The organism is Photorhabdus sp. RM96S, from assembly GCF_042879335.1.
In the GTDB taxonomy this organism is placed as follows: domain Bacteria; phylum Pseudomonadota; class Gammaproteobacteria; order Enterobacterales; family Enterobacteriaceae; genus Photorhabdus; species Photorhabdus kayaii.
Window position 1 is genome coordinate 1 of sequence record NZ_JBHFKT010000007.1, and the last position, 18,096, is coordinate 18,096.

Here is an 18,096-nt window from a genome sequence, read left to right on the forward strand (position 1 = left end):
AGATGCATCGCGACGGCAAGGGAGTGAATCCCCGGGAGCATAGCAAACTATGTGACCGGGGTGAGCGAGTGCCGCCAACAAAGAGGCAACTTGAAAGATGACGGGTATATACCCTATTCATTGTGATTTTCCCTTACGTGATTCTGTTCTTACGTTGTTAACACAGAAAAGCCTTTCCACAAGATAATGTATTGCAGAGTCAATTAATAATAATTGGTATTAAGAGCATGGGCTTTAATTCGAATATATGTCATTTCGATAAGTGGGCGCAAGCTAAAGCTAATAAAAATTGCGGTCAATTAATCAATATTATCCTAAAAATGTTAATTGGGCGTTGCTAATTTATTGTTATTAATCGGGGCATGGCATTCAGTTTCTGAATATATTGAATTGATGTCTGACATGTCCATTTTTATTTTTCTTTAATAAAAAATCCGGCATAAACAATATATACCGGATTATCATATCAAGGTTAAATCATTAATATATCAATATTACACCGCCTCCCCTTCATCACTAATTGCCAGCGCCACATTTAATGCCTGAGCTAAAGCAATTTTATTCTCATCATCTTCCAATAAACTAAAGTGGTCACCCGGAATAGCAATGAGTTTAAGTGAAGTATCAACTATTATCTGCGCCCAACCTAGCGACGGATCAATATTTAAAAGCGCTGACTTTTCATCTGTTACAAAAGAAATAGACGGATAAGGTTCCAGCGCATAAAACTGATGCAACGTTACCGCTAATGCTGATGGCTCATAATCTCTGACTATTTGATCATAATGCTCTATCTGTTCCCAACGCTTTGCCATTAATTCAGCACTCAGATTGACGGGATATAACGCCAGCTCCTGCGCCGTGGCAATAAACTGCACTAAATTCAATTCATCGATTCGCTGGTACAATACCGCAATCTCTTTAGAATGTTCTTCCCCTAATTGCCTGACCAATTCAGCAAAAAATTGATGTTTGGGTTGCGCTATCTGCTGACCAAAGCTCTGCCCACCGAAACAATGAGGAGCAAGCGTGTCAATCAGCCCCAGGAAATTAACCCGTTCGCCAGCACTCAAAAGCTGTTGAGCAATGGCGTAAGCCAATATGCCACCAGAAGAGTAACCCCCTATCCGATATGGGCCTGCCGGTTGAACCGCTTTCATCAAGGTGATCATTCTGGCAGCCTGCTCTTCCATCGTTAACATCGGTTCTTCGCTGATGGACGGCCAAGGCAGCGCATAAATCGGGTAGTCCGACGAAATATGCCGAGCCAGCCCGAAAGCATAGGAATAGTCACCCATGCCACTGGGAACAAAGAACAGCGGCAACCCTGTTCCATCAGGTCGTACCGATATGGCGCTGTTTTGCGGTTGAGACAGTAAATCCGAGGTGATTTTTGCGGCCAGTTCAGCCAGCACCGGGAATTGGAACAAAGTATTCAATGTGCAAACCATCCCTCGACCAGCGGCAATATTCGTCATTCGCATAGCGAGCAGTGAATGGCCGCCTAATACGAAGAAGTTGTCATGTCGACTGACCTGCTCAACACCCAATAACTCACACCAAATCGCCGCCAATGTAGTTTCTGTCTCGCCTTGCGGCGCTTCATAGACCTGACGAGAAAAATTTTCCTCTCTCGGCGCAACTAATGCTCGGCGATCTAGCTTACCGTTCGGGGTTTGCGGGAAGGCATCCAGACACACAAAAGCTGACGGCACCATATAATCCGGCAAAATGGCACTCAGATGCGCACGCAAACTGGCTGTCAGACCTTCATTCGCTTCCGCTACCACATAGGCGACCAAATGCTTGTCCCGGCCATCCTCCCACACCAACACCGCCGCTTCTTGCACCGCCGGGTGTTCCAACAATCGGATTTCAATCTCCCCCAGTTCAATCCGGAAGCCTCGAATTTTAACCTGCTCGTCGTTACGACCCAGGAATTCCAGATTGCCATCTGGCAAGTAACGGGCCAAATCCCCGGTGCGATACATCCGCGCACCGGATACCGGACTAAAGAGATCAGCTATAAAACGTTCTGCGCTCAATTCCGGCTGGTTAAGATAGCCCCGTGCAACCCCGACGCCACCAATATACATTTCACCAACGCAGCCTAATGGGACAGGTTGACCGTCTCTGTCCAGTAGGTAGACGCAGGTATTTTTAAGCGGTTGGCCGATAGAATTATCATCAGCCGGGGATAATATCTCCTTACAGGTCGCCGTCACGGTATTTTCCGTCGGGCCATAAGCGTTCAACAGTCGAGGTCGGTGGGTTTCCCGCGCAAACCAATCCTGAATAGCACTCTTTTTAACGGCTTCACCACCAATAATGATGAACCTGAGGCAATCCGGTAGCGGGAGTGTATTGTCTCTGGCAATCAGTTCAGACCAAAATAATGCCGGCAGAGACATCACTGTGATACGGTTCTGCCAAGCTAAGGCAATAAATTCCTGCATAGAAGTTAACCAACGCTCATCACGCATCACTAACGTGGCGCCATTACACAATGACAAACAGCATTCCTCTACTGAAACATCAAACGCAAAAGAGGCAAATTGTAATAACCGGTCTTGCGCAGTGACGGCATAGGTCTCATTAAAACCCAGATAACGTTGATACACCGCCTGATGTTCTATCATCACCCCTTTCGGCTGCCCGGTTGAACCGGAAGTGTAAATCACATAAGCCAGATGCTGTGGTGTCAATGCAGTCACCAATGGATTGCTGTCCGGTTGGTCTGGCAGGGTATTCGATGTAAGTACGGTCAATCCGGTCAGCACTTCTTCGCCAAGCGTCGCCCGGCCAGCTTCATCAACCAGTACCACTGAGGGGGCCGTATCATCCAGAATATATGCCAGACGTTCTCCCGGATAAGTCGGGTCCAGCGGCACATAAGCCCCACCGGCTTTTAGCACCGCCAACAAAGCCACCACTATCGCCGGTGAACGTGCCATGCAAATCGCCACTCGCTGATCCGGTATGACGCCCAATGCAATCAGTTGATGGGCAAGGCGGTTGGCGCGAGCATTTAATTCGACATAACTGAGAGTCTGCTCTTCATAGACTAATGCGGTCGCTTCCGGGGTTTTCTTTACCTGCTGCTCAAACAGTTGGTGAATACATAATGGATCAGGATAAGGGGTCTCAGTAGCATTCAAGGTTTCCAATAGCAGTATCCGTTCCGTTTCAGGCAGGACGTTCAGCATACGTACCGGCGTCTCAGGGGCCTGTTCAAGCGCTTCCACCAGACTTTCCAGCGCCTGCTGCATATAACCGCATAGTCTCTCTGGCTCAAACGGCTGCACCACCAGAGCGGTCAGCCCCAATGTGGAACCCCCATCCTCTATCGACAGCCCAAATGGATAGTTAGTCCGCTCCTGTCCATCCAGAAATTCAACACCTGTGATGATGTCATCCGACATTGCCGATAAGGCATTGTGTCGATAGTTGAACAGAGCGCTAAAGAGTGGCGTACCGCTGGCAATACCACTGCACCGCTGGGCCAGCGCCAGTGAGGCATGCTCATGTTCCAGCAACCCGGCCAGTCGCAGATGCACCGCACGCACGCTCTCCTCTACCGGAGTATCATCGACATCCAGTCGCAACGGCAGGGTATTCATAAACAGCCCCATGCCATTGTCTGCCCCCTCTCCCGCCTCCATGCGCCCAAACAGGACGGTGCCAAACACCACTTTCTCCTGACCGCTGGTATGCGATAGTACCTGTGCCCAAGCCAGATGACACAACGCCGCCAAACTGACACCCAAATGCCGAGCCTGACTACGCAGCCGATCATTCAGCTCAGGTGCCAACATCCGGTGAAACTCCCTCATTTGAGAGCCGTCACGATGCACCTCCGTCAGTCCGAATGGGAATGTTGGCTCATCCACCGTCGCCAACATGTCGGTAAAGAAACGGGTATGTGCTGCCTGATCCCCCTTCAACCGGGTCTGAGCCACCAGATTGCGGAAAGGCACCGGTGCCGGCAGGCTATCCCCCTGCCCGGTAAAATAGGCCTGCACTTCACGGTGCATCACTTCCAGCGTTTCATGGTCACCAATCAAGTGATGCTGCAATTCCAGTAAGAACCAGCGTCCATCGGTTTCCTGAGTGATGACAAAATGCAGTAGCGGTGCCTGACTTAAATTAAGACGATAATGCCCCGGATCAAAACGCCGGGTTAACTGGTCAATGACTGGACCGTCCGCCGGGTCTAGCGTCAATTCCGTCACAGGCAACCGCGCCTGACGCCAGACCACCTGCGCCGGAACGGATAATCCTTCCCAGATAAAAGCCGTACGTAGGATGTCATGGCGATCAATCGCCTGTTGTACCGCCGCCAGATAACGGTCCAATAGGGAGCGATTTTCAAAGATCACCGGATAGAGCAACAGATACGGGTCGCCTTTCTGTTCCAACAAGTGATGGAACAGGATACCGTCCTGCAATGGTGACAAGGCATAGATATCCTGAATATTAGCCACGCCACCCGGCACTTGTCTGACGATGCGATCAATATCAGTCTGAGTCAGATCAATCAGCGGCAACATTTCCGGCGTCAGCGCCGTAGTGGCCGAAGTGATGACGTTAGGCGGCACCACGACAGCCTGATGCTGTCCCAATGTTTGGGCCAAGTCTGACAACACCGGAAATTGGAACAGATCTCGCGCCGTCAGTGTCAACCCCAAGTGACGCAAGCGTTCAATCATGCGTACCGCGAGCAATGAATGACCGCCCAACACAAAGAAGCTGTCATGTCGGCTAATCTGCTCAATGCCCAATAACTCACTCCAGATGGCCGCCAAAGCTATCTCGGCTTCCCCTTGCGGCGCCTCATAGACTTGACGGGCAAAATCTTCCTCCCGCGGTGCCGGTAATGCCCGGCGATCTAGCTTGCCGTTCGGGGTCTGCGGGAAGGTATCCAGACGTACAAAGGCAACCGGTACCATATAGTCAGGTAAAATCGTACTCAAGTATTCACGTAAATCAGCAGCTAATCTCTCATGCGCTTGCGCTGCCACATAGGCGACCAGCCGTTTGTGCTGCCCGTCATCCAGTGCCAACACCGCCGCCTCTTGTACCGCTGGGTGTTCCATCAACCGAGTTTCAATCTCCCCCAGTTCAATTCGAAAGCCTCGAATTTTTACCTGTTCGTCGTTACGGCCCAGGAATTCCAGCTCACCACCCGGCAAGTAGCGGGCCAAATCGCCAGTGCGATACATGCGCGCACCGGATATCGGACTAAAGGGATCGGCTATAAAACGTTCCGCACTCAATTCCGGCTGGTTAAGATAGCTCCGTGCCACACCCACGCCGCCAATATACATTTCGCCAATGCAACCTAATGGAACGGGCTGACCGTATTTGTCCAGCAGGTAAATACAGGTATTTTTAACCGGCCGCCCGATAGAATGATCATCTGTCAGGAATAATATCTCCTTACAGGTCGCCGTCACGGTATTTTCCGTCGGGCCATAGGCATTCAGCAGTCGAGGGCGGTGGACTTCTCGCGTAAACCAATCCTGAACGGCGCTCTTTTTCACTGCCTCCCCCCCAATGATGATGAGTCTGAGGCAATCTGGTAACGGTAATCCATTATCTCTGGCAACCAATTCGGACCAAAATAACGCCGGCAGAGACATCACTGTGATACGGTTTTGCCCGGCTAAGGCAATAAATTCCTGCATCGAAGTCAGCCAACGCTCATCACGCATCACTAACGTGGCGCCATTACACAATGACAAGCAGCATTCCTCGACCGAAACATCGAACGCAAAAGAGGCAAATTGTAATAACCGGTCTTGCGCAGTGACGGCATAGGTCTCATTAAAACCCAGATGACGTTGATATAGTGCCTGATGTTCTATCATCACCCCTTTCGGCTGCCCGGTTGAACCGGAGGTATAGATGACATAAACCAGATGTTGTGGCGTCAGCTCGGCTACCTGTGGGTTACTGTCCGGCTGATCTGGCAAAATATGCGAGTCAAGTACCGTCAGCCCGGCCAGTGCCAGTTCGCCAAGCGCCGCCCGGCCAGCTTCATCAACCAATACCACTGACGGGGCGGTATCATTCAGGATATACGTCAGACGTTCTCCCGGATAAGTCGGGTCCAGCGGCACATAAGCCCCACCCGCTTTCAGCACCGCCAATAAAGCCACCACTACCGCCGGTGAACGTGCCATGCAAATCGCCACCCGCTGATCCGGTATAACGCCCAATGCAATTAGTTGGTGAGCAAAGCGGTTGGCGCGAGCATTTAATTCGGCATAACTGAGCGTTTGCCCTTCATAGACTAACGCGGTCGCTTCCGGGGTTTTCTCTACCTGCTGTTCAAACAGTTGATGAATACATAATGGGTCAGGATAGGGGGTTTCAGTGGCATTCAAGGTTTCCAGCAACAGTGTCCGCTCCGTTTCAGGCAGGACGTTCAGCACACGTACCGGCGTCTCCGGGGCCTGTTCAAGCGCATCTACCAAACTTTCCAGCGCCTGTTGCATATAACCGCATAGTCTCTCTGGTTCAAACGGCTGTACCACCTGAGCGGTCAGCCCCAACGTGGAACTCCCATCCTCCACCGACAGGCCAAATGGATAGTTAGTCCGTTCCTGTTCGCCCAGGAATTCAATCCCGGCCATCGTCTCATCCAACGCCGCCAGTTGCTCATTATGGCGATAGTTGAACAGGGCGCTAAAGAGTGGGGTTTCACCCTGTATCCCACTGCACCGCTGGGCCAGCGCCAGTGAAGCATGCTCATGCTCCAGCAATTCAGCCAATCGTAGATGCACCGCCCGTACGCTATCCTCTACCGGGGTCTCGTCAATATCTAGTCGCAACGGCAAGGTATTCATAAATAACCCCATGCCATTGTCTGCTCCTTCCCCCGCCGCCATACGGCCAAACAGGACGGTGCCAAACACCACTTTCTCTTGCCCGCTGGTATGCGACAACACTTGCGCCCAAGCCAGATGACACAACGCCGCCAGACTAACACCCAAACGCCGGGCCTGACTGCGCAGGCGATCATTTAACGTAGCGGTCAGCATCCGGTGGGATTCTGTCATGCGAGATCCGTCACGATGCACCTCCGCCAGCCCAAATGGCAACGTCGGCTCATCCACCTCCGCCAACATGTCGGTAAAGAAACGGGTATGCGCTGCTTGACTCACCCCCAACCGAGACTGAGCCACCAGATTGCGGAAAGGGGCCGGCGTAGGCAGACTCTCTTCCTGCCCGGCAAAATATGCCCGCACTTCACGGTGCATTACTTCCATCGTTTCATGGTCGCCAATCAGGTGATGTTGTAATTCCAGTAAGAACCAACGGCCATCAGTTTCCTGAGCGATAACAAAATGCAATAACGGGGCCTGCCCCAGATCCAGACGATACTGACTCGGATCAAAACGCCGGGTTAACTGGTCAATGACTGGGCCGTCAGCCGGGTCTAGCGCCAGTTCGGTCACAGGCAACTGTGTCCGACGCCAAACCACTTGTGCCGGGGCTGACAATCCTTGCCAAAAAAAAGCCGTTCGCAAGATGTCATGACGATCAATCGCCTGTTGTACCGCCGCCAGATAACGCTCCAGCAGAGATCGGTTAGCAAAGACCACCGGATAGAGTAACAGATACGGGTCGCCTTCCTGTTCCAACAGGTGGTGGAACAGGATACCGTCCTGCAACGGCGACAACGCATAGATATCCTGAATATTGGTCATCCCGCCCGGTACCAGCTCAACGATGCGATCAATATCAGCCTGAGTCAGATCAATCAGTGGCAACATCTCCGGCGTCAGCGCCGTGGTGGTGGGAGTGATGACATTAGGCGGTATTATCACGGCCTGATGTTGTCCCAACGCTTGGGCCAGCGCTGACAGCACCGGCGACTGAAACAGATCACGCGCAGTTAATGTCAACCCCAAGTGACGCAGGCGTTCAATCATGCGTACAGCAAGCAGTGAATGGCCGCCCAACGCAAAGAAACTGTCATGCCGGCTTATCTGCTCAATGCCTAATAATTCACGCCAGATAGCCGCCAAGGCGATCTCAGCCTCCCCTTGCGGCGCTTCATAAATCTGACGAGCAAAATCTTCCTCTCCTGGCGCCGGTAATGCCCTGCGGTCCAGTTTGCCGCTTGGGGTCTGCGGGAAGGTATCCAGACACACAAAAGCGACCGGAACCATATAGTCAGGTAAAATCGCCCTCAAGTATTCACGTAAATCAGCAGCTAATCTCTCATGTACTTGTGCCGCCACATAGGCGACCAGCCGTTTGTGCTGCCCATCATCCAGTGCCAGCACCGCCGCCTCTTGTACCGCCGGGTGTTCCACCAAACGGGTTTCAATTTCCCCCAACTCAACCCGGAAGCCGCGGATTTTAACCTGCTCATCGTTACGACCCAGGAATTCCAGCTCACCATCCGGCAGAAAGCGGGCCAAATCCCCGGAGCGATACATTCGCGCATCGGATTCCGAACTAAAGGGGTCTGGCAAAAAACGTTCCGCGCTCAATGCAGGTCGGTTCAGATAACCCCGCGCCACCCCCACGCCACCAATGTACATTTCGCCAATGCCACCCAATGGAACCGGTTTCCCCTCTCTGTCCAACAGATAGATGCGGGAATTTTTAACCGGCCGACCGATAGAACGGGCATCTTCCGGGGATAATATCTCCTTATAGGTCACCGTCACGGTATTTTCCGTCGGGCCATAACCATTCAACAACCGGGGCCGGTAGCCTTCTTGCATAAACCAGTCCTGAACGGCGTTCTTTTTTACCGCCTCACCACCAATCATGACGAGCCGGAGGCAATCCGGCAGCGGTAACCCGGGATCTCTGGCCGCCAGTTCAGACCAGAATAAGGTTGGCAGAGAAACGATCGTAATACGATGTTGCCGGGTTAAAGCAATAAATTCCCGTACCGAAGCTAGCCAGCTATCATCCCGGATAACCAGTGTGGCCCCGTTACACAATACCGAGAAAAATTCCTCTACTGAAACATCAAACGCAAAAGCGGCAAATTGCAACACCCGATCTTGCTCAGTGACGGTATAAGTGTCATTAAAGCCCAGATAACGCTGATAAATCGCCTGATGTTCTATCATCACCCCTTTCGGCTGCCCGGTTGAACCGGAGGTGTAAATCACATAGGCCAGATGCTGTGGTGTCAATGCGGTCACTAAGGGATTGCTGTCCGGTTGGTCAGGTAGGATATTCGGGTCAAGCACGGTCAACCCGGCTAGCGCGACGTCACCCAATGCTGCCCTCCCGGTCGCATCAGCCAATACCACTGACGGGGCAGTATCATTTAGGATATACGCCAGACGTTCAGCCGGGTAGGTTGAATCCAGCGGCACATAGGCCCCACCCGCTTTCAACACCGCCAGCAGCGCCACCACCATCGCCGGGGAGCGTGCCACACAAATTGCTACCCGCTGGTCCGGTACGACACCCAATGCAATCAATTGGTGCGCCAGCCGGTTAGCGCCGGCATTTAATTCAACATAACTGAGGCGCTGCCCTTGATACTCTAACGCCGTGGCCTCTGGAGCTTGCTCTACCTGTTGCTCAAATAACTGATGAATACATAACGGATCAGGATAGGGGGTTTCAGTCGCGTTCCAAGTTTCCAGTAGCAATGTACGTTCAGCCTCTGGCAACAAATTAAGCTGCCCTATAGGCATTTCATCCCCCGTCCTTTTCGATGCTGCCAGCACCTGTAAGTGCTCGCTCATCCGCAAAACGACTTCCGTGCTCAGGCGGTTTTCATCGTAGATCCAACGAAAACCCCTTTGTGCATTTATCTGGAGGGTCAACAATTCGCCGGACACTTTTTGATCCCGCGGCCTATCACCCTTTATCAACGAGACAGCGATTCGCCACGGCCGACTTGTTGCCAACGCCGGGATAGCATGCAATGAAGGAGAGCAAGAGAAGAGATCACAACTAAATGTGCCGTGCTGCGCCAACCGAGACAACTCATCATCAACCCAGCCAGCTACCTCACGCCAAGGCTTATCAAACGCTACCTCAATGGCCATAGGCACCACCGGTGCCAGATTTGCCGATTCATCTTTTACCTTATCCACGCTCCAACCGATTTGGAATACGGTCTGCTCAGTCAAACGCGCAAGGTAAATGACAAAAGTCTGCAACAACATTCGCAATGGCTCCTCTTCACCATTTTTTGGCAGAGGGGGCTGCCAAGCGCTCATTGCCCATATGGGTTCTGTTTGTTCTCCGGCGGTTTCGAAAGGTAACTGGAGGGGTTGCAAAGCAGCAAGACGCTCATACCAGAATAATTCACTGGATGTGAGTCTCTGAAGGATATTCTTTGTATTTCGAGTTTGTTGTGAAACGTCATTTGCATCGGTTATATTTTTTGACGTCTGAGTTTTAAACTCACTTCCCACTTTAGCAATATTATTTTTCATCTACTACTACCTCAACGAATCTGTTAGAAATTTGAGAACCGTCATTCCCGACAGTCATCACTAATGTTTCTCTCCTACTTCTTGCCTAAAAATAAAAATGGACACATCTGCTATTCATCCAAGAGACTCAGATATCGGATGCCACAGCCTGATTAATAACGGCCACTTAGCCAATCTTCAATACCAATTATCCTGACCACAGAATGAGATATTCCATTTTTATTCCTATTTTTCAGATAAGCTCAATTAATTCACTGTAATTTTTGTTGACTGATCATAAATTCCATAATTAAAAACTTAACCATTACCTACATTTATTATTCATAATTACCAAATATACCCGTCATCTTTCAAGTTGCCTCTTTGTTGGCTGCACTCGCTCACCCCGGTCACATAGTTATCTATGCTCCCGGGGATTCACTCCCTTGCCGTCGCGATCCATCTTGAAATCTATAGGGTATAACCTTTAACTTTATCTGACTACAATTAATACCTGATCAAAATAATTTCAAAAACAAATTAAGTATTTTAAAGATAAAACAGAGTAATTTATATTTAATTATCAAAACATTATAATCATCTGTGAAATAACCCTCCGCCCCAATAATAAAAATATATACTAATTACAAATACACTTATTCAAGAGGCATAAAATTATCTTGTGCATTCAATTATATCAAAATATAACGCCAAGCTAAAAATAATTCATAAAAAATTATTTTTCAACAATAAGACAATACCGCTAATGAATATACCACAAATAGATAAATACAAATTACATTTAACTTAATTACATATTGTTTTGTAATAATACACATTGCAATCTATATCCTATTCAATAATATTTACTATCGCATAAATTAGACACCCTCCAATTTAAATAATTTAATTTTAAGACACCCTATATCTAATTCAAATTTTAAATATAAAAAAATAACTTTTTCACTATATATATTTATAACTAAACACCTACATTAAATTATTTATTAAAATCACAACAAACCAATAACAACATTAATTTAAACTTTATGATTGATATTATTTTAAAAATAATATGGATATTAACACTTATGATCCAACATGATATAAGACATTATCCGCCAAGTAATTAATAGCAAAGTATCCTCCTCATATTTTTATATTTAAATTATTCAAGGTTAGCTATTTATGCCTTCTATAACTCACATCCTTAAATGTTAATGATAAAGCCGCTAAAATAGCTGGAATGGATAAAATGGCAAAAATAGTGCTATAACTTAATTCAAGCCTGATCAATTCTGCGCCAAATAAAGTACCGAAAATCCCACCAAATCTTCCAAATCCTAACATCCAGGCAACCCCCGTGGCCCTACAATGAGTCGGATAAAATTGTGCAGAGATTGATCCCATCGACGCCTGAGCGCCATTCATCGTTATCCCGGCAAGAAATATAAGAATACTCAATAATAATACATTTTCTTCCTGACCAATAAAAAAGACCAGAATACCCGCTAGGGCATAATTAGTTGCAACTACTTTATGAGGATTAATTCGATCCATTAACCAACCGGAAAAAACCGTGCTGATTACACCTCCCAAAGGAAATAATGCTGTCAATGTTGCTGCCATGCTAATACTGAAACCAACATCGTTCATTAAAAACGGCATCCAACTTGTCAGAACATAAAAAACCAATGCTCCCATGCAATAGGTTATCCATAACATTGCCGTCCCAATTAAGAATCGATTAGATAAAACCGTTTTAATTGACGACTTATGTATAATTTCTTCTCCATCAAAGGTAAACTTATTTATATCATTTAAAGTATTACCGGTCATTTTAGACAAAATTCGTCTTATATTACCTTCTGCCCCCCCTTTCGAAACCAAATACCTAAGTGATTCAGGTAATAGAGAAAAGAGAAATAGCGATAGAAATAACGGCAGAATACCCCCTAAAATCAAAACCCCTTGCCAACCAAAATGTGGAATAATCCATGCAGAAATTATCCCACCCACCGCTGCACCAAGAGGAAAACCACAAAAAACAATATTTATTAACAAAGATCGCCGATTCTCTGGGGCATATTCAGATATTAAGGTTATTGCATTTGACATTGCCGCACCAAGACCTAACCCAGTCAAAAAACGCAAAATAGTTAATGTCTGTATTGAATCTGCAACAGCGGTAGCAAGACTAAGCAGGCCAAAAGCAGTGACGGATATTGTCAGCACTGACTTTCGACCAAACCGATCTGCAAGTGGGCCAGCAAAAATCGAACCCAACGATAACCCAAAAAGAGCGGCGCTCATAGCCGGCCCAAGAATAGCACCTTCTACTTTAAAATCATTGACCACTGCGGGTGCAATATACCCCATTAATACCGTGTCAAAACCATCAATAACAACAATTAAGAAACATAAAATTAATACTTGCCATTGAACTTTCGAGAATTTTTGATTATTAATAATATGTTGGATACTGACTGTTTCAGTGCTATTCATCTTAAATCACCAATGTCATAAAATTCACTCCTCTTAACTATAAAGATAAATTATCAGTTTAATAATAGATGTAAAGAAAATTTATTTTCGATGTTTTCTACGTTAACTTTATTAATATCCATATTATCATCATGAAAAACATATTTGACGTTATTATTTTCACTTTAGAACATTGCCCTGAAATATTTCCATTGACTAATAATCATCTCTTTAATTTAAAATCTCTGTTCTCTGAATTCACAGATAAAAATCTGCATTAATAATAATGAAAGACATGTGATTCTAAAAACCTATCCCACTCTTGAGATCTCAGGAATTCCTAATCAATTGTCTCAATTGCCCTTTTATGATTTTTCCACTTGCGTTTCTGGGTAAAGTTAAAAAAGTATAACCTTTAGGGCGCTTATAGCGCACCATTACCGTACAAATATAATTGTCCAATTCATACTCTGTAACTGATGAAGTTTCTTCGAGCTCTATAAATGCATACGGTACTTCACCCCAATGTGAATCTGGCTTTGCTACAACGGCGGCAGCTAAAACACCGGGATAGTTTGACAGTATATTTTCCAATTCCAGACTAGAAATATTCTCACCACCAGAAATAATAATATCTCTCTTTCTATCTACAATTCTGACATAGCCATCATTTTCAACGACAGCCAGATCCCCTGTGAAAAGCCATTGACTTGCTGCATCAAGAGTCACATGCCGATCTGGATCATAAGATGCAACCATATTTCCACGAATTACGAGCTCACCAACAGTCTTTCCATCAAAAGGCACCTGTAACCCCGTATTTTCCTCAATAACACAAACTTGACCTTGTAAATTTGAGACAATGCCTTGACGCATCCTCTTGGATATTCTTACGGATTTAGAGAGCTTCTCCCAATCGCTCTTCTCTTCACACACAACGACCGGGCCATATGTCTCAGTCATACCATAGACTTGCGTTACTGCTATTCCAATGGAATCTAATAGAGAAAACATCATCTCTGTAGGCGGCGCACCTGCGACTAATCCATGAATTTTCTCCTTAAAATGCAGCCCTTGTTTCCGCGCAATAGTACCTAATGCGCAATGGACAATAGGCGCTCCACAATAGTGTGTTACCTTATGCTTCTGCATTAGCAATATCGCTTCTTCTGCGTCAAACTTGCGCATACAGATGTGTGTACCTCCCCGAGCAGTGATAGCCCACGGAAAACACCACCCATTACAGTGAAACATTGGTAACGTCCATAAGAACGTCGGTCGTTTTGGTATATCCCAATCCAGAACATTAGAAATAGAATTAAGAAACACGCCACGGTGAGAATAGACAATAAGTTTAGGTTGTCCACTTGTTCCTGAAGTTACATTTATGCTGATCGCCTCTTGTTCATCTCGTAGAGAAAAAGACAACTCTCCCGATTTATGCGTAGTTATCAGCGATTCATATTGAATAAATTCCCGGTCAGAAATTGATTCTGAAATGACTGCGCCATCCACATCAATAACGATGATCTTTACTTGTTTGTCTAGAGAAACATCATCCAACAGTGAAATAAAGGTTCTATCAATAAACAATACCTTAGGATTAAGTTTTTTAAATATAAAATTTAAAGTATTTGAGTCCGTTCGGGTACTGAGCGCATTCAAGATACCGCCTGCCATTGGAACCGCAAAATGTAATTCAAGAAGCTCGTGTATATTGGGTAGAAGCGCGGACACAACTGTTTCTTTACAAACGCCCATTTTTTTCAAAGCTATTGCAAGCCTTTCACACCGAGATGCATATTGGCTCCAAGTCCAATGACATTCTCCATCTATGACAGCAATATCATCTCCATTACTCAGTATTGCTCGTCTTAGAAATGAAATAGGCGAAAGCGCGACACCATCATATTCACTTAAGAAAAAATTAGAATCAGTCATATTTCTCACTCCCTTTTTTATATATGCTAAAAGCGATTGATATCATGATAAGAAGCAATATAGCGTCGATAATAATTGGTGCATCAACTCCACCAAATTGCTGAGCATATGGTGTTACAGCTTGGCCGACTGCTTGAGCTAAGAAAGTACTTGTTCCTAAGAATCCATAAATTGCAGGTATTTGTTCAACAGGATAAGTCTTCGATATAAACTGATGAAAGGCAGTGAAATAAATGGTACTGCCAAGACCACCCAATAGTAACATTACCCAAAAGCCTAAGTGAGCTGATATCAAAAGAGCACCGCTCGGTTGCAAAAACAAAAGTATAAGAGAGATGACGAATCGTGCCTTTAAAGCTATTTTTCGTAACAGCTTACGCAGTGGTAAAACAAAAAAACCTCCCGCAGCCGCAACAGCAAACGAATAGCCAACCTCTATTGGATTGAATCCACTAGCGTATACAGCAAAGATAGGCCATGAGGCTAACCATAAACCAAGACACATAAATTCCAGATGGTGAACCAGAAGTAACCTCCAATTACGACTAAGGAGTTGAGCTAACGTTATCCGAATATGTTCACGACTATGATTGTCAGTAGATGTAATAGCAGTTTTTTGGGGCAATATTATCAGACACAAGGAATACAGAATTGCTGAGAATAAGAAAACACTATAAAGGTCAAACTTCGCAACGATAATCCCACCTGCCATTGGACCCGCTAAACGCCCAGCATTTTGGGAAATAACATAGCTATCATTCACCGACTCAAAATTCGGAGATTGGGAAAATCTATTAAGCTGCGTTCGCCAAGAGATAATGAATCCTGAAAAAAAAGCCCCTTCCAGCAGTCTGGAACACAATAGTAAACTAACAGGGTTGCTAAAAAGGAATAAACAGATGCTACAAGACATAAGTCCAATTAATGCACCGGTATATATCTGTAAACAATTTTTAAGTGAGATAAATTGCCCCATAATAGGCTGGAATACCATTCTTCCAATAGCAGTTCCCGATAGGAAGACGGCTGCTTGTGTTGTGGAAAAATCCGTTGTTTCTACAAACAAAGGTATATAACCCACGGCCGCAGTAGCTGCGGCCCAAAAAAGGAAACCTCGAACAAATGTAGTAAAAGGTAGCAGATCTAATTTTCCGTTCATAACTCGGCCTCTACTCTACTTGAACTATTGAGGAACTGTGTTTGTCTTAGAGACCTGTTCATAAACCGCAGCAAGCAATGCAACTGAATTTTCGTGAGTTGATAACTCTGAGTTCGCATCTCCACCACTTAAAAAATCGCGAAGCTGCTCTTTTCTTGCGTGGACATTCAAGCCCGCGCATAGAGGGAGGCTTGGGTTTAACTGTGATAGATCTTTGCGGTTGATTCGTAACACAGTTTGTTCTCCCCTCCGGGTAAACATTGGATGGGTAGCAATAGTTATATTAAAATCTTCCGGTATCGTGTCACCTTCTGTCAGTTTCCGAAAAGAATTCGATACGATGCTAATTGAGCAGAAATGCCCTAGATGAATATTTACGATTTCCTGTCGTATTCGTCCATCGCTTGGAATACTATTCGGCATTATCCTGCCAGTTAAGGTTGTTTCTATCAGATCCATGCTGAAAAACATTCGATGTTGAATACCTTTGGAATAATTTCCTATTACTAACACGTTCAGTCCATTTTCGGCTGCCCATAGAGCATATACTTTATGAGCTTTTGGTTCAGTGCTTACTATAACAGCATCAGCCTGATAGACTTCTGGAATTGCAGAAAGTAACCTGTAAATTTCGTCTGAATCTGGATAATTTCTGTATTTTTCATCAAGAAATAAGTATGCTCTGGGCTTTAATCCCTTCTCATTTAATGCACAGCGAATTTTCATTTCTCGGCATTTCAAGTCAACTATAAGCATAACCTCAATGGTATCGCGGTACTCCAATAGAACATCTAAATATCTATTTAAAAAGTGAGGACCACATCCAAATACAATTAGTTTCCGTACTGGTTTATGCTTTGTTTTCATAAATATAGCTCCTGTGGTCGCAGAATTGGCGCTTTACTGTCAATACTGTCATAGTAATGAGCCAACCAACCAGCAGCACGACTAAAGCAAAGGAGAGCAGTATTCATGTGCGACTTGAAACCAGCTCTACGAAGTAGCAACCCATTAAATAGATCCGGATTTGGGTATAATCCCCGTTGCGAAAAATACGGCCTTTTCGATACTTCCGATGCAAGTTCCTGTGAAATATTTACATAGGAAGAAATAACATCGAATTTTGCCTTCTGTTTGATAAGAATATCGCTCATGTAAGAAGCTCGTGGGTCTGGTTGTTTGTAAATTCGATGACCAAATCCCATAAGACGTTGCTTTCTTTCTACTAGTTCATCAATAAAAGTACTAATATTTTTAGAATTATCGTGTATATCATCGATCATTAAACCAACTGCCCCACTCGCTCCGCCATGAAGAGGACCGCTGAATGCGCAAATACCCGCAGCTACAGCATTAAATGGATCTGCACCGGAACTCGCTACAGCTCTAACGGTTGCAGTTGAGCAGTTCAGCCCATGTTCTGCATGAAGAATTAAAAACTTGTTTAACATTTCTTCTGCTACATCGTCACACTGTTGGCCAAAACATGTTGCTAAAAAGCTTGCAAAGAATCGATGCTTAGTACCGAAAAAAGTTTTAAATACAGGTTCGGATATAGCATATTTCTGAGCATATATAGCAATTGCGGCAGCTATTGCTGCCAAAATAGATGCAGTAATTATCAAACGTTCGTCCTTTGTTTTTACAGAACAGTCAGAAAGCCATTTACCCTGCGAAGATAAAACTGCAATTGTGAGGAAATCAGTGGGAGTAGTATCGAATATTACTGGTGTTAACTTTTCAATATGCTTGAGTGCTGATAGGTAATTGTTATGGAGCATATCTAAAAACTCTTCACTTCCTTCTGATCCTTCTGAATTTAGTTTTCCTGTAATCAGAAGATACACAACATCACTAAAAGAATAGTTATTTGCTAGGTCTCGGACATTATGGCCTCGGTACTCAAGCTTCAACTCTTTTTCATCGATTCGACCTATATTACTTCTACAGATGGCTGTTTGCATTAAACCTTCATCGAGTATCTTCATCTTTATTTTTCGATTTGGCTTGAGAATAGTTTGGTCTGACAATTGTTGTACTTCAAAAAATTCGTTAATTGATCTTGCCAAAATTTTCGATGTCATGCTCTATTCCTCTTCATAA

At 45.5% G+C, this 18,096-nt stretch carries 6 protein-coding genes; all 6 read right to left on the reverse strand.

The genetic code is table 11. From position 1 onward, the window contains the following. Window positions 1–494: 494 nt before the first annotated feature. The 6 genes from ACGF49_RS05950 to ACGF49_RS05975 all read right to left on the reverse strand — a co-directional run bounded on the left by ACGF49_RS05950 (window position 495) and on the right by ACGF49_RS05975 (window position 18,077). Complete coding sequence (locus ACGF49_RS05950; protein ID WP_387490094.1) at window positions 495–10,430, reverse strand: amino acid adenylation domain-containing protein; 9,936 nt, start codon at window positions 10,428–10,430, stop codon at window positions 495–497. Window positions 10,431–11,591: 1,161 nt separating this feature from the next. After that, a complete protein-coding gene (locus ACGF49_RS05955; RefSeq protein WP_113044222.1) occupies window positions 11,592–12,914 on the reverse strand; it encodes an aromatic acid/H+ symport family MFS transporter in 1,323 nt (440 codons plus the stop codon). A gap of 309 nt (window positions 12,915–13,223) precedes the next feature. Continuing rightward, the gene (locus tag ACGF49_RS05960) at window positions 13,224–14,834 is read right to left on the reverse strand and encodes an AMP-binding protein (protein ID WP_387490099.1); all 1,611 of its coding nucleotides are present in this window, start codon (window positions 14,832–14,834) and stop codon (window positions 13,224–13,226) included. Continuing rightward, entirely contained in the window at window positions 14,827–15,993 is a 1,167-nt protein-coding gene (locus ACGF49_RS05965) for an MFS transporter (protein ID WP_228901754.1), read from the reverse strand. Before ACGF49_RS05965 ends, ACGF49_RS05960 begins: the two co-directional genes overlap by 8 nt. A gap of 24 nt (window positions 15,994–16,017) precedes the next feature. Then, the gene (locus ACGF49_RS05970) at window positions 16,018–16,860 is read right to left on the reverse strand and encodes a hypothetical protein (protein ID WP_113044224.1); all 843 of its coding nucleotides are present in this window, start codon (window positions 16,858–16,860) and stop codon (window positions 16,018–16,020) included. After that, window positions 16,857–18,077, reverse strand: a complete 1,221-nt coding sequence (locus ACGF49_RS05975; protein ID WP_113044225.1) for a citrate/2-methylcitrate synthase — start codon at window positions 18,075–18,077, stop codon at window positions 16,857–16,859. The genes ACGF49_RS05970 and ACGF49_RS05975 overlap by 4 nt, the downstream gene beginning before the upstream one ends. Window positions 18,078–18,096 lie beyond the last annotated feature (19 nt).